The organism is Flavobacterium sharifuzzamanii (genome assembly GCF_003254585.1).
In the GTDB taxonomy this organism is placed as follows: Bacteria; Bacteroidota; Bacteroidia; order Flavobacteriales; family Flavobacteriaceae; genus Flavobacterium; species Flavobacterium sharifuzzamanii.
Window position 1 is genome coordinate 397,533 of the sequence record NZ_QJGZ01000041.1, and the last position, 13,727, is coordinate 411,259.

The 13,727-nt window shown below is 35.0% G+C and carries 10 protein-coding genes; 8 read left to right on the top strand and 2 right to left on the bottom strand.

The genetic code is table 11. The features are described from left to right. Positions 1-180 precede the first annotated feature (180 nt). The 7 genes from DMA14_RS18990 to DMA14_RS19020 all read left to right on the top strand — a co-directional run bounded on the left by DMA14_RS18990 (position 181) and on the right by DMA14_RS19020 (position 9,473). Positions 181-1,185 (top strand): homocysteine S-methyltransferase family protein, encoded by a 1,005-nt coding sequence (locus DMA14_RS18990; protein ID WP_111426112.1) that lies wholly within the window; start codon positions 181-183, stop codon positions 1,183-1,185. 27 nt (positions 1,186-1,212) lie between these two features. Further along, positions 1,213-1,671 (top strand): hypothetical protein, encoded by a 459-nt coding sequence (locus DMA14_RS18995; protein ID WP_111426113.1) that lies wholly within the window; start codon positions 1,213-1,215, stop codon positions 1,669-1,671. A 245-nt stretch (positions 1,672-1,916) separates the two neighbouring features. Next, positions 1,917-4,592: a methionine synthase gene (metH, locus tag DMA14_RS19000; RefSeq protein WP_111426114.1), complete on the top strand. Its 2,676-nt coding sequence runs from the start codon at positions 1,917-1,919 to the stop codon at positions 4,590-4,592. A 160-nt stretch (positions 4,593-4,752) separates the two neighbouring features. Next, positions 4,753-5,709 (top strand): methylenetetrahydrofolate reductase [NAD(P)H], encoded by a 957-nt coding sequence (gene metF / locus DMA14_RS19005; RefSeq protein ID WP_111426115.1) that lies wholly within the window; start codon positions 4,753-4,755, stop codon positions 5,707-5,709. 206 nt (positions 5,710-5,915) lie between these two features. Beyond that, the gene (locus DMA14_RS19010; protein ID WP_111426116.1) at positions 5,916-6,569 is read left to right on the top strand and encodes a class I SAM-dependent methyltransferase; all 654 of its coding nucleotides are present in this window, start codon (positions 5,916-5,918) and stop codon (positions 6,567-6,569) included. A 193-nt stretch (positions 6,570-6,762) separates the two neighbouring features. Next, positions 6,763-7,986 (top strand): dicarboxylate/amino acid:cation symporter, encoded by a 1,224-nt coding sequence (locus tag DMA14_RS19015; protein ID WP_111426117.1) that lies wholly within the window; start codon positions 6,763-6,765, stop codon positions 7,984-7,986. A gap of 86 nt (positions 7,987-8,072) precedes the next feature. Continuing rightward, positions 8,073-9,473 (top strand): pyridoxal phosphate-dependent decarboxylase family protein, encoded by a 1,401-nt coding sequence (locus tag DMA14_RS19020; RefSeq protein WP_111426118.1) that lies wholly within the window; start codon positions 8,073-8,075, stop codon positions 9,471-9,473. Between the two features lie 91 nt (positions 9,474-9,564). Here the strand turns inward: DMA14_RS19020 and DMA14_RS19025 are convergent, their stop codons facing one another. Both DMA14_RS19025 and gldA read right to left on the bottom strand, forming a co-directional pair. After that, positions 9,565-11,685: an outer membrane beta-barrel family protein gene (locus tag DMA14_RS19025; RefSeq protein WP_111426119.1), complete on the bottom strand. Its 2,121-nt coding sequence runs from the start codon at positions 11,683-11,685 to the stop codon at positions 9,565-9,567. Positions 11,686-12,061: 376 nt separating this feature from the next. Next, a complete protein-coding gene (gene gldA, locus DMA14_RS19030; protein WP_111426120.1) occupies positions 12,062-12,958 on the bottom strand; it encodes a gliding motility-associated ABC transporter ATP-binding subunit GldA in 897 nt (298 codons plus the stop codon). Positions 12,959-13,106: 148 nt separating this feature from the next. On the opposite strand from gldA, the gene DMA14_RS19035 reads away from it, so the two are divergent. After that, positions 13,107-13,685 (top strand): outer membrane beta-barrel protein, encoded by a 579-nt coding sequence (locus DMA14_RS19035; RefSeq protein ID WP_111367829.1) that lies wholly within the window; start codon positions 13,107-13,109, stop codon positions 13,683-13,685. The last annotated feature ends 42 nt before the right edge of the window (positions 13,686-13,727 follow it).

Consider the following 13,727-nt stretch of genomic DNA (forward strand, 5'->3'; position numbering starts at 1 on the left):
CGCCGCGGCGGACAAAATAATTTCCACTTCAATCGGGGCTAATGAGCCAGCAATAGTGCACTTTTGGAATTAATGTGAAAAAATATCCGAAGTAAACCGATAGGTTTAAACTTCACAATCATAATAAAAAAACTTAGCATCTTAGAACCTTAGCGTCTTAGAAGCTAAAGAAAAAAAGACATGGCAATAACAATTCAAGAAGCAATAAAAAAAAATATCCTAATCCTCGATGGAGCAATGGGAACAATGTTGCAACGCTATAATTTCTCAGAAGAAGATTTTAGAGGAGAGCGTTTCAAAGATTTCCCGCATCCATTGAAAGGAAACAACGATTTACTATCCCTAACACAACCACAAGCAATCCGCGATGTACATGCCGCTTATTATGAAGCAGGTGCTGACATCGTAGAAACCAATACCTTCTCGGGAACAACAATCGGTATGGCCGATTATCACATGGAAGATTTGGTTTACGAGTTAAACTATGAATCGGCAAAACTCGCACGCGAGGTTGCCGATGAGTTTACCGCAAAAAATCCAGAGAAACCTCGTTTCGTAGCCGGTTCAATCGGACCAACAAACCGTACAGCGAGTATGTCACCAGACGTAAACGATCCGGGTTATAGAGCTGTAACATTTGATGATTTGCGAATTGCTTACAAACAACAAGCAGAAGCTTTAATGGATGGTGGGTGTGATTTGCTTTTAGTAGAAACAATTTTCGATACTTTAAATGCAAAAGCAGCACTTTTTGCGATTGAAGAAGTAAAAGAAGAACGCAATCTTGATATTCCAATCATGGTTTCGGGAACGATTACAGATGCTTCAGGAAGAACACTTTCTGGACAGACTGTTGAAGCGTTTTTGATTTCGGTTTCACATATTCCGTTATTAAGCGTAGGATTCAATTGTGCTCTAGGGGCCGATTTGCTGAAACCGTATTTAAAAACATTAGCGCATAATACAAGCTTTAATGTTTCGGCACATCCAAACGCAGGATTGCCAAACGCATTCGGACAATACGATGAGACACCAGAACAAACTCAGGCTTTCATTAAAGAATATTTAGAGGATAATTTAATTAATATCATTGGAGGTTGTTGCGGAACAACGCCAGATCATATTCGATTAATGGCTGAGGTTGCAAAGGATTATAAGCCTAGAGTAGCGCCTGTTTTTGAATAATTTATAAAATTTGTACAGATAAAAATTATGCTAAAAACAAGTAAAATTCTTTTGATTTTTATTTTACTTAATTTTTGTTCTTGTGATAAATTAGACACAAGAGAACTGATTGTTAAAAATAGTTCTGATAAAATAATATATAGTATTCTATCCGAAAATGATAGTATGAATGATTCAGGCTTTTATTATGAATATCAAGATGATTTTGATGAAAGTAAAAGAGGAGATTATGATGCTCCATTTGTTTTCGAGAAAATCATGAGCGGAAGAATGATTGCTAATAGCGATAGACCGAGATATTGGAATAATTATTTTCAAAGATTAGAAGATAAAAAAGCAAGGCTATTTATAGTAGAAAAGGATAGTGTAGATAAATATGGTTGGAAAACAATATTTGCTAAAAATATTTACAGTAAAAAATATTTTATCACCCTTGAGAAGTTGGATAGCCTTAACTGGCAAATTGAATATAAAAGGAATAATTGAGAGAATCATACGGAATGTATTTCTTATGAAACCGAGTCTGCGTGAGGGATAGAAGTGGAAAGCCCACAGCCTGACGAAGGAAGAGCGAGGACTTGCAACGGATAGCCCGACCCGGAGGGGCACGCCCAAATTAAAATATTGAAAACGAATATACCGACAAGGTTTTAAAAAACCTCGCAGGAAAGAAAATAGAATAAAAAAACTTAGAACCTTAGAATCTCAGGATCTTAGTAACTTAAAAAGAAATGACAGAAAAAAGAAGAGACCTTGTATTATCAGGATTAGAACCGTTAATTATTACGCCGGAAAGTGTTTTCGTGAATGTTGGTGAGCGTACGAATGTAACAGGTTCAAGAAAATTCTTGAGATTAATCAAGGAAGAGAAATATGACGAGGCGCTTGATATTGCAAGACAGCAAGTAGAAGGTGGAGCACAGATCATCGATATTAATATGGATGAAGGAATGCTTGACGGAGTTACTGCAATGACTAAATTTTTGAATTTAATTGCTGCAGAACCAGACATTTCGAGAGTGCCAATTATGATCGACAGTTCGAAATGGGAAATCATTGAAGCAGGTCTAAAAGTAGTACAAGGAAAAAGCGTTGTAAACTCGATTTCGTTAAAAGAAGGAGAAGAAGCCTTTATTCACCACGCTAAACTAATCAAACGTTACGGAGCAGCTGCTATTGTAATGGCTTTTGATGAAGTTGGTCAGGCGGATAATTACGATCGTAGGGTAGAAATCTGCCAGCGTTCGTATGATATTTTGGTGAACAAAGTAAATTTCCCTCCACAAGATATTATTTTCGATTTAAATATTTTCCCAGTTGCAACGGGAATGGAAGAGCATAGATTGAACGCTTTAGATTTCTTTAGAGGAACAAAATGGGTTCGCGAGAATCTTCCGCACGCACATATTAGTGGTGGAGTGAGTAACGTTTCGTTCTCTTTTAGAGGAAATGATACGGTTCGTGAAGCCATGCACTCGGTATTTTTATATCACGCAATTAAAAACGGAATGACGATGGGAATCGTTAATCCGGAGATGTTGACGATTTACGATGATATTCCGAAAGACTTGTTAGAATACGTTGAAGATGTAATTCTGGATAGACGCGACGACGCAACCGAAAGATTGTTAGATTTTGCTGAAAGTGTAAAAGGTGAAGCAAAAAGCGATGAAAAAACGGTTCAGGAATGGCGTTTTGGAACGGTTCAAGAGCGTATTACACATTCATTGGTAAAAGGAATTGATGCTTTTATTGAAGAAGATGTTGAAGAAGCACGTTTGGCGGCAACAAAACCAATCGAAGTTATCGAAATCAATTTGATGGCCGGAATGAATGTCGTTGGAGATTTATTCGGAAGCGGAAAAATGTTCTTGCCACAGGTTGTAAAATCGGCTCGTGTAATGAAAAAAGCCGTGGCTTATTTATTGCCATTTATTGAAGCGAGCAAACAAGCCGGAGATAAGCAAGGAAACGGAAAAATCTTGATGGCGACTGTAAAAGGTGACGTTCACGATATTGGTAAAAACATCGTTTCGGTAGTTTTGGCTTGTAACAATTATGAGATTGTAGATCTTGGTGTTATGGTGCCTCCGGAAAAAATCATTGCAGCAGCGATCGAACATGAAGTAGATATCATTGGATTAAGCGGACTGATCACACCTTCGCTTGACGAAATGGTGTATTTGGCAAAAGAACTAGACAAACAAGATATTAAAATTCCAATTATGATTGGAGGGGCAACTACTTCGCGCGCGCATACAGCTGTGAAAATTGCACCTCAATACAGAGAAACTGTAATTCACGTAAACGATGCTTCGAGAGCTGTTACCGTTGCAGGAAATCTGTTAGATCATAATAGAAAAATATACGCTGCAGATATTCGCGCAGAATACGATTCTTTTAGAGAAACATTTTTAAATCGTTCAAGAGATAAAAACTTCCTGACGATTGAAGATGCCCGAAAAAACAAATTGCCATTGGATTGGTCTGAATATACGCCGACTAAACCAAAAGTAATTGGTGCGCAAACCATTGAAATAGAATTAGATGTTTTGGTTCCTTATATCGACTGGACGCCATTTTTTCAGACTTGGGAATTGTACGGAAAATATCCTGCAATTTTAACGGATGAGGTTGTAGGTAAAGAAGCAACTTCTGTTTTTAATGATGCTCAGGCAATGCTGAAAGTAATTTTGGAAGAGAAGAAATTAAAAGCAAAAGGTATTTACGGAATTTTCCCAGCAAATCAGGTGAATGATGACGATATCGAATTGCGTGATGAAAACGGAAAAGTTTTGGAGAAATTCTTAACGCTTCGTCAGCAATCGCAAAAAACAAAAGGTGCTCCAAACATTGCTTTAGCCGATTTTATTCTGCCGAAAGAAAGCGGAATAGAAGATTATATGGGAGCTTTCTGCGTAACCACAGGTTTTGGTGTCGATGAATGGGCGGCTGAATATGAAAAGAATTTAGACGATTATAATTCGATTATGGTAAAAGCACTTGCCGATCGATTTGCTGAGGCTTTTGCAGAATATCTTCACGAGAGAGTACGTAAAGATTTCTGGGGTTATGATGCCGATGAATCTTTAACCAACGAAGAATTGATTAAAGAAAGTTATAAAGGAATTCGTCCTGCTCCAGGTTATCCGGCTTGTCCAGATCACTTGGAGAAACCAACAATTTGGAAACTTTTAGATGTTGAAAAACAAATTGGAGTGAAACTTACAGAAAGTATGGCAATGTGGCCGGCTTCATCGGTGTCAGGATATTATTTCGGAAATCCAAAGAGCCGCTATTTCGGACTCGGAAAAATAAAAGAAGATCAGGTTACAGATTACGCCAAACGCCGAAATGTACCGCTTGATTACGCAATGAAATGGTTAAACCCTAATATAGCAGATTAAAGTTTTTGTTTCAAGTTTCAGGTTTCAAGTTCTCTACAGTAACTTGAAACTTTGAACCTGAAACTTGAAACAAATAAAAATATTGATTTACGTTTTTTGATTCAGATTTTTTACACAATTCAAACTCAAAATTCATAACTCATAACTCATAATTCAAATAATGAAAGTAACAGAACATATAGAAAACGCCAAAGGAAAAACATTATTCTCGTTTGAAATTATTCCGCCACAAAAGGGGAAAAGCATTCAGGAATTATACGATAATATTGATCCGTTGATGGAGTTTAATCCGCCTTTTATTGATGTGACAACTTCTCGCGAGGAGTACATTTACATTGATCGTGGTAACGGACTTTTGGATAAAAAACTGACTCGTATGCGTCCGGGAACGCTTGGAATCTGCGCTTCTATAAAACACAAATACAATGTAGATACGGTTCCGCATTTGCTTTGCGGTGGTTTCACCAAAGAAGAAACCGAGTATATGTTGGTTGATTGTCATTATTTAGGAATTAACAATGTAATGGCACTTCGTGGAGATGCAATGAAAGATGAACAGTCTTTTACGCCAAAAGCCGGAGGAAATCATTATGCAATTGATTTGGTAAAACAAATAAACGATTTGAATTGCGGAAAATATCTTCATGAAGTAATGGATGCTGATAACAAAGCTGATTTCTGTATTGGAGTTGCAGGTTATCCAGAAAAACATTTAGAATCACCATCTTTACAATCAGATTTAAAAAGATTAAAAGAAAAGGTTGACGCAGGAGCTGATTATGTAGTAACACAAATGTTTTTTGACAATGTAAAATATTTTGCTTTTGTAGAAAAAGCAAGAGAAATGGGAATCACAATTCCGATTATTCCTGGAATTAAACCAATTGCTGTTCAAAGACATTTACAGGTTCTGCCTCAGATTTTCAGAATCGATTTGCCAGAAGATTTAATCGATGCTGTAGATAAGTGCAAAAACAATGCTGAGATCAAACAAGTCGGAATCGAATGGGCGATTCAGCAATCATTAGAATTAAAAGCCGCTGGAGTTCCTTTTTTACACTATTATTCAATGGGTAAATCTGAGAACATCCGCCAGATTGCAAGTCAGGTTTTTTAATAGTTGACTACATGAACTTTGTCAAAGTTTTAAACTTTGACAAAGTTGATTGAGTACAGTTTGTCATTCCGAGGAACGAGGAATCTCACTCGGGGGTCGACAAAGATTGGCGATTTACTTTGCGGAGTTTCTAATGTGATTCCTCGTTCCTCGGAATGACAAAAAAGTTGGAATTTGGTATTTTTTTAATTGGAATTTAAAAAATTATGAAACAAGAAGAACTACAAGCCATAGCCTCTCAATTAAAACATCCATCGGGAGAAAAAGGAATTGAAATGGCCAATATGATGAACGAAACGAACATCAATATGACCAAACATTCGATTCAGAATCTAAATATTTCAAGCGAAAATAGAATTTTGGAACTCGGACATGGAAATGCGGGACATGTAGAATTTCTTTTTGAACAAGCCAAAAATCTAAAATACTACGGACTGGAAATGTCGGAACTGATGTTTCAGGAAGCGCGCCAGATCAATCGAAATTTTGTTTCTCAAAAACAGGCTTTCTTCTCTCTTTATGACGGAAATATCATTCCGTTTGAGGATGGATTATTCGATAAAATTTTCACTGTAAATACGATTTATTTCTGGCAGAAGCCTGAAGAATTGCTTTCAGAAATCTACAGAGTTTTAAAACCAAGCGGTAATTTCTGTTTGACATTTGCCGAAGAAGATTTCATGAAAACACTGCCTTTCACACAATTCGAATTTAAATTGTACAGCACTGAAAAAGCGCAGGAATTAATCAAAAAATCAGATTTTAAAATCGTTTACACGGAAACACAGACGGAAAAAGTAAAAAGCAAAACTGGCGAATTGGTTGACAGAGCTTTTACTACGATTGTTCTGGAGAAATAGTTGAGATTTTTAAACACATAGAAACATAGATTTTTTCTTAACTTTAGTTGAGAAGAATTAAAAAGGAAAATACATTTTTCACACATAGCTATGTTTGTTTAAATAAGTAAAACGCCTTTCTAGACAAAGAGAACTATGTTTCTATGTGTTTAGAAAATATAGAGATTGCTGAATTCTAAATCCTTTTATCATTATGGAAGTTAAGAAAATCAATTTTTTACAGAGTTACAGCAGCATTTTATGGCTTCTTGGCGGAATTATAATTGGAAGTATTTTTGGTTTGGTTTTCGGAGAAGATGTTTTGATAATAAAACCGCTTGGCGATATATTTCTGAATTTACTTTTCACAGCGATTATTCCTCTTATCTTTTTTACAATTGGTTCTTCGATAGCGAATCTGGAAAGAACAGAAAAATTAGGAAAACTATTCGTTATCATGATTTTGGTTTTTCTTGTAACAATTTTGATATCAGCAATTGTGATGATTTGTGCGGTTTATCTTTTTCCAATTCATGAAGATATTGCTATTGCCAAAGTTCCGTTTGAAGAAGTAGCATCAGGATCGGCAGGAGATCAGATTGCAAAACTGCTTACGGCCAATGATTTCTTCGAATTATTGTCTCGTAAAAGCATGCTGGCGTTGATTATTTTCTCTTTTTTAGTTGGTTTTGCCACACTGCAATCAGGAGAAAAAGGAAAAGCTTTCAAGAGTTTTCTGGATTCGGGAAACGAGGTAATGAAACAGCTTTTAAACATTATCATGAAATCTGCACCAATTGGTTTAGGAGCTTATTTTGCTTATCAAGTAGGAGTTTTTGGACCTCAATTGTTAGGAGTTTATGCAAAACCGATGGCGGTTTATTATGGTGCCTGTATTTTCTACTTTTTTGTATTTTTCAGTTTATATGCACTTGTCTCTGGAGGGAAAAGAGCTTTTAAAGTTTTTTGGGGTAACAATATAACTCCATCTTTAACCGCAGTAGGAACTTGCAGCAGTATTGCCACTATACCAGCCAATCTAGATGCGGCAGAGAAAATGGGTATCCCTAGTCACGTCCGGAATTTAGTAATTCCGCTTGGAGCACCTTTGCACAAAGACGGATCGAGTATGTCATCCATTTTAAAAATAACTTTTTTGTTTGCCATGTTTGGGAAAGATTTTTCAGATCCGATGACCATTCTTCTAGCACTCGGAATTACAGTTGTAGTTTCGATCGTAGAAGGCGGAATTCCGAACGGAGGTTATATTGGCGAAATCTTAGCCATAACAGTTTATGGTTTTCCTATGGAGCAAGCGCTTCCAGTTGCCATGATTTTGGGAACTTTGGTTGACCCAATTGCTACTTTATTAAATGCTAACGGAGATGTAATCTGCTCGATGATGGTTTCAAGATTCTCTGAAAAAACAAAGTGGTAGCTTCCTTTTAACACACACACACACAAATTTTTATTAATATTTTTTCATCTGTGCAATCTGCGCAACATAACTAATACAATAAACTTATGAATTCAATATTACAACATGATCTCAATAATTTTGAGAATATCTTAGAAAAAACAAAACAGCAAGGGATTGATTTTCTTAATAATATCGAAAACATTCCAACCTCTAATACTTATTCGATAGACCCTAAAACTGAGCTAAACGAATTAGGTTTAGGTTCTATTGATGCTTTAAAAGAGTTTAATGAAAGATTGGCGCCTTTGATGGTTTCTTCGCCAGGTCCGAGATATTGGGGATTTGTTACAGGCGGTTCAACACCAGCATCTATTGTGGGCGATTGGCTAGCGACCGTGTATGATCAGAATACTCAAGCAGTAAAGGCACAAGGAGGAGCATCGGCATTAATAGAGTTTGAAACCATCAATTTATTGTTGCAATTGCTAGAATTGCCTGATTCATTTTTAGGCGGATTCGTTACAGGTGCTACAATGTCAAACTTTACTTCTCTTGGCGTTGCCAGACAATGGTTTGGAAAACAGTTTGGAAAAGATTTTGCTAAAAACGGAATTTCAGAATCAATTAATATTCTAACAGCAACACCACATTCTTCTACTATAAAATGTCTTTCGCTTTTAGGAATTGGAAGCCAAAATTATACAGCAATAAAAGCTGCCGAGGGAAATCGTGAAGCTCTTGATATTGCTGATTTAGAAGAAAATATAAAGAAATTAGATGGAAAACCTTTTATATTAATCTCAAGTGCAGGAACTGTAAATACAGCTGATTTTGATGATTTTGAAGCGATTGCTGCATTGAAAGAGAAATACAATTTCTGGTGGCATATTGATGCCGCTTTTGGCGGATTTGCAGCAGTTTCAGAAAAATACAAACATTTAGTGCAAGGATGGGAAGGGGCAGACAGTATTACTATCGATTGCCATAAGTGGCTTAATGTACCTTATGAAAGCGCTTTTTATTTAGTTAAAAAAGAGCATATAAATCTGCAGATTGAAACGTTCCAAAACTCAAATGCACCGTATCTAGCTAATCCGCTGGAGAATTTTAATTATTTGAATGTTCTTCCTGAAAATTCACGCCGTTTGCGTGCGTTGCCAGCATGGTTTTCGCTTAAAGCTTATGGAAAAGAAGGTTTTAGAGATATTATTGAGAATAGTACAGCATTGGCTTTGCATTTTGGTAATGCCTTAATAGAAAATGATTTTGAACTTCTAGCGCCAATTCGTTTAAATAATGTCTGCTTTACACTGAAAGGAGAGCACAATCAAGAAAAAGTAAGTCAGTTTTTATCTGCTTTAAATGATACAGGAAAAGTATTTATGACACCAACGGTTTATCAAGGTAAAAAAGGAATTAGGGCTTCTTTTGTAAATTGGCGAACTACAGAAAATGATGTGAAGCTTGTAATTGAGGAAATGCGAGAAGTGCTTTCAGAATTATAAACTTGATAAAAGTAGAAGAGCCTGTTTGAAGGAACAGGCTCTTGACTAACACAAAAAAAAACAAAAAACAAGGTATTTAAAGAACGAAATTTTAAATTCGGTATGTAAATGCAATTGTCGCAATGCGATTGTCAAGTTCATATCTTTTATCGATACTAGTTTGTGCAACTGCAGATTTAATGTTGAAATTATTAGTATTGAAAACATCTGTAAAATTTAGTTTGATGTTTCCTTTTTTAGCTAAAACTTGTTTTGAAATTCCAATGCTGAAATCAAAGAAACCATCTCTCTGGTAAATTCCAAGATTTGATTTTGACTGATATTGGGCATTTCCTTCTGCTTTTAAAGTTTCAGTTATAGCAAAAGAATTTTGGACGCTTACATTCAAAGTCATAATAGGATCGATAGTATTGCCGTTTAAAATCTCTCCCATAAATTTATTTTGAAAAATATTGAATAATGTATTCACAGACCACCATTTATTTAATTCTGATGTATTGGTAATGTTAATTCCATAATTATAAGATTTGTCAACATTTATTTGAGTTGTAACCGTTGTATTAGTATCAGGATTATAATTGTACACTTCCGTGAAAACATCTTTGGTACTATTGAAATAAGCCGAAGCCATAAAATTACTTTTCCAGGCGTAACCAATTTCCATAGCATGCGTAATTTCTGGAATCAAGTTTGGATTTCCTTGTGAATAATTGAATGAATCATCATAAAAACGAAACGGATTCAAATCGAACTGACTTGGCCTGTTGATTCTCTTGCTGTAAGAAGCATGTGCAGAATGATTACTGGTAAATTCATATTTTAAAGAAAGGCTCGGAAACCATTTCAAATAATCATCTTTATGCTCTTCATTTAACGTTTTTTGGTCAATATTGATTGCTGAATATTCACTACGTAAACCAGCCTGAATGTTTAATTTTTCTAACTGATATTTGTAATTCGCGTAAGCGGCATAAATCTGTTCGTTATATTCAAAATGGTTAGTCGAATTAACATCAATCTGCCATTCATTATTTTCATAATATTCATAAACAGATGGATTGTCATTGTTTTTAATGCTAGTTTTAAAACCCCATTCAATAGATTGTTTTTCCTTGAACGGATTTACAAAGTCGATTTTTCCTGTAAAAACTTTTAACTGAGAAGGAATATATCCACGACGATCATTTACAACAGTTGAATTTGCCGTATTATCTGCACTTTGAAATTGATTGGATCTAAACTTCGAAGTTTCATATTCAAAATCAAAAGACATGTTTTTTCCTTCTGTATTAAATTTATGAACTCCAGAAAAAGCATACGTATAATCATTCCATTTTTCTTTGCTGTCATTATAAGTCAGAGCATCAAAAATGGGCTGATTTGAAGTATTAAAAACTGTATTTGTTCCATCAGCCATGTTTTCATAACGTCCGATTTTAGCATCTACATAAAACTCTAAATTTGTTTTAGGGGAAACTTCATATTGTGTTCCGATTTTGAAATTATTAGAAGTCAAAGGTTCATCTGTAATAGAAGTTTGGTGATTTGTGGAAGCAATTTCCTGACGTTTAAGATCTGTATATTGAATCTGATTGAACTTTTTATGTTCTTCTTCGCCTCGAAAAGTATAGCTGTAATTTCCGAAAACGCCCCATTTATCTTTGTTATAATTTAAATTGAAACCAGAATTGGTTCTGTTTTTTTTGCCTCTTCCGTAACTGGCAAAAGCGGTTCCTTTTAAGCCAGAAGCATTAGGCTTCTTTAAAATGATATTAATAATTCCAGCTTTTCCAGCTGCATCATATTTAGAAGAAGGGTTGGTAATTACTTCAATTTGCTTGATGTTTGATGAGGTTGTGGCTTTTAGATAATTTGCCAATTCTTTTTGTGATAGCTGTGTCAATTTACCATTTATCATTACAGCAACGCCCTGCTGTCCGCGAATAGACAAATCGCCATCTTGAGACACAACAACGCCTGGCGCACGTGATAATACGTCAAGCGCGGTTCCGCCTTCAGATACGATGCTGTTTTCTACATTAAAAACAAGACGATCAGATTTTTGAGTATATAGTACTTTTTTTCTAGCAATCACGATTTCATCTAGAGCATTTATAGTGGTTTCAACAATACTGTCTGTTTCTTTTTCTGTTTGAGAATATCCATCATATACCGAAAAAGCAAGCATAATGGAGGTAATAATTTTTTTCATGCTGTTTAAATTTGGCTAATTCTAAATCTGAGATTTAGAACATAATCTTTGTTTTTTTGTCAGATCTATTGAAGAACAATTTGTTCTAATTTTTCTGAAAACCTTTTTTGAAGATGTATTGCTTGATTTGAAACAGCAGAAATATGTTTTTTAAGGGTGTCGAGTATACGTAACATACTGTGGCATTTAAAATTTGATATGCCAAATATATAACTATTTATAACAAGTCTAAATAAAAATAATGATTATTTTTTACAGAAAAGCCTTAATTTGTTGATTTGTAGGGAAAAAAATAAAATGGGGAATAAAAAAAGCGGTCTGTTTTTTATAAAACAAACCGCTTTTCTAACTGAAAACCGTGACTGCGACTAAAAACTTACTTCGTAATTTCTCTAAAAACAGCTTCCAAGTTTTTATTTTTCTGATTCAATTGTAATGTTTTTAATCCATTTTCGTTGGCAAAGTCAAAAATAGTAGGACGCATGTCTTTATCTGTAACAAAAGTCAGCTCCCATGTCATGTCATGAGTATTTACGTACGAAGAAATGTTTTCTAGTTTAGCCAAAAGCTGTTCTTCAACTTTGTAATCAAACTCTACTTCAATAACTTGCTCTTTATTAGCCGTAACTAAATGGTCTAATTTATTGTCTGCAACAATTTGTCCTTTGTCAATAATTATGACACGATCACAAATTGCTTCAACTTCTTGCATAATGTGTGTCGATAAAAAAACTGTTTTATTTTTTCCTGCATTTTTGATCACATTACGAATTTCCATTAACTGATTCGGATCCAGTCCAGTAGTTGGTTCATCCAAAATTAAAACTTCTGGATCATGAAGTAAGGCATTTGCCAAACCAACGCGTTGGCGGTATCCTTTAGAAAGTTGGCCAATCTTTTTATGGCTTTCTGGTGTCAGTCCTGTCAGTTGAATTACTTCTTCAATTCTTGCTTTTGGCATGTTGTAAACATCGGCATTAAATGCCAAATATTCACGAACATACAAATCCAAATACAAAGGATTGTGCTCTGGCAAATACCCGATCGAACGTTGTACTTCTTTTTCGTTTGTCATGACATCGTGACCATTTACAAGGGCTGAGCCACTATCGGCAAGTAAATAAGTGGTCAAAATTTTCATCAAAGTAGATTTTCCAGCTCCATTTGGACCAAGAAATCCTACGATTTCTCCTTTCTCAATTTTAAAAGAAATTTCATTTAAAGCTTTTTGCTCTCCGTAACTTTTTGATATACTGTTTACTTCTATCGACATGACTTTTTATTTGTTACAAAAGTAACTAGAAATAGTTTCGATTGCTAAAAATTTATCTCTTAAAGTAATTATAAAAAAAATGAGTAGCCCAGTATTCACGGCATTGTTATTGTTAAGAGAATGCTAAAATTAAAATAAAACCCAAATCATGAAAAAAATTCTAGTGATGGCTGCTTTAGCTATCTGCAGTTTTGCAAACGCACAAAAAGGTACAGTATTAGTAGGTGGTAACATCTCTTATTCTTCTGAAACAAGAGATTTCGGTAATGCTGAAAGAAAATCAAACGAATTTGCTTTTTCTCCAAAAGTAGGTTACCAATTTCACGAAAACTGGACAGTTGGAGGTGAGTTTACAGTTGCTTCTTCAAAAGATGATCAAGGTGTAAATGAATACAAAACAAACAGTTCTAAATTTGGTGCATTTGTACGTTACACAATGCCATTAAGCCAAACTTTCTCAGTATTCGCAGATTTAGGAGCTGGTTTCCAAAATCAAACTGAAAAAGATTACGTTGGATCAAACTACACAAAATACAAAGCAGATGGAATGTATATTGGTGTAGTTCCAGCTCTTTTCATTAACATGAAAAATGGTTTTGGTCTTAACTTTAGCATTGGTGGTTTAGGATACGAAACTTTAAATTATGATAACAACGGTCCAGATGTTAGCAGATTTAATTTCAACTTTGGTAAAACAGCTAGCATTGGAATCTCTAAAAACTTCTAATCTTTAGTTTTTATATTCAATTTCAGAAAGCGCTCCAAACGG

Excerpts from the sequence above, each read along its gene's own strand:
- DMA14_RS18990 (WP_111426112.1), top strand. The coding sequence starts at position 181 with ATGGCAATAACAATTCAAGAAGCAATAAAAAAAAATATCCTAATCCTC.
- DMA14_RS18995 (WP_111426113.1), top strand. The coding sequence starts at position 1,213 with ATGCTAAAAACAAGTAAAATTCTTTTGATTTTTATTTTACTTAATTTT.
- metH (WP_111426114.1), top strand. The coding sequence starts at position 1,917 with ATGACAGAAAAAAGAAGAGACCTTGTATTATCAGGATTAGAACCGTTA.
- metF (WP_111426115.1), top strand. The coding sequence starts at position 4,753 with ATGAAAGTAACAGAACATATAGAAAACGCCAAAGGAAAAACATTATTC.
- DMA14_RS19010 (WP_111426116.1), top strand. The coding sequence starts at position 5,916 with ATGAAACAAGAAGAACTACAAGCCATAGCCTCTCAATTAAAACATCCA.
- DMA14_RS19015 (WP_111426117.1), top strand. The coding sequence starts at position 6,763 with ATGGAAGTTAAGAAAATCAATTTTTTACAGAGTTACAGCAGCATTTTA.
- DMA14_RS19020 (WP_111426118.1), top strand. The coding sequence starts at position 8,073 with ATGAATTCAATATTACAACATGATCTCAATAATTTTGAGAATATCTTA.
- DMA14_RS19025 (WP_111426119.1), bottom strand. The coding sequence starts at position 11,685 with ATGAAAAAAATTATTACCTCCATTATGCTTGCTTTTTCGGTATATGAT.
- gldA (WP_111426120.1), bottom strand. The coding sequence starts at position 12,958 with ATGTCGATAGAAGTAAACAGTATATCAAAAAGTTACGGAGAGCAAAAA.
- DMA14_RS19035 (WP_111367829.1), top strand. The coding sequence starts at position 13,107 with ATGAAAAAAATTCTAGTGATGGCTGCTTTAGCTATCTGCAGTTTTGCA.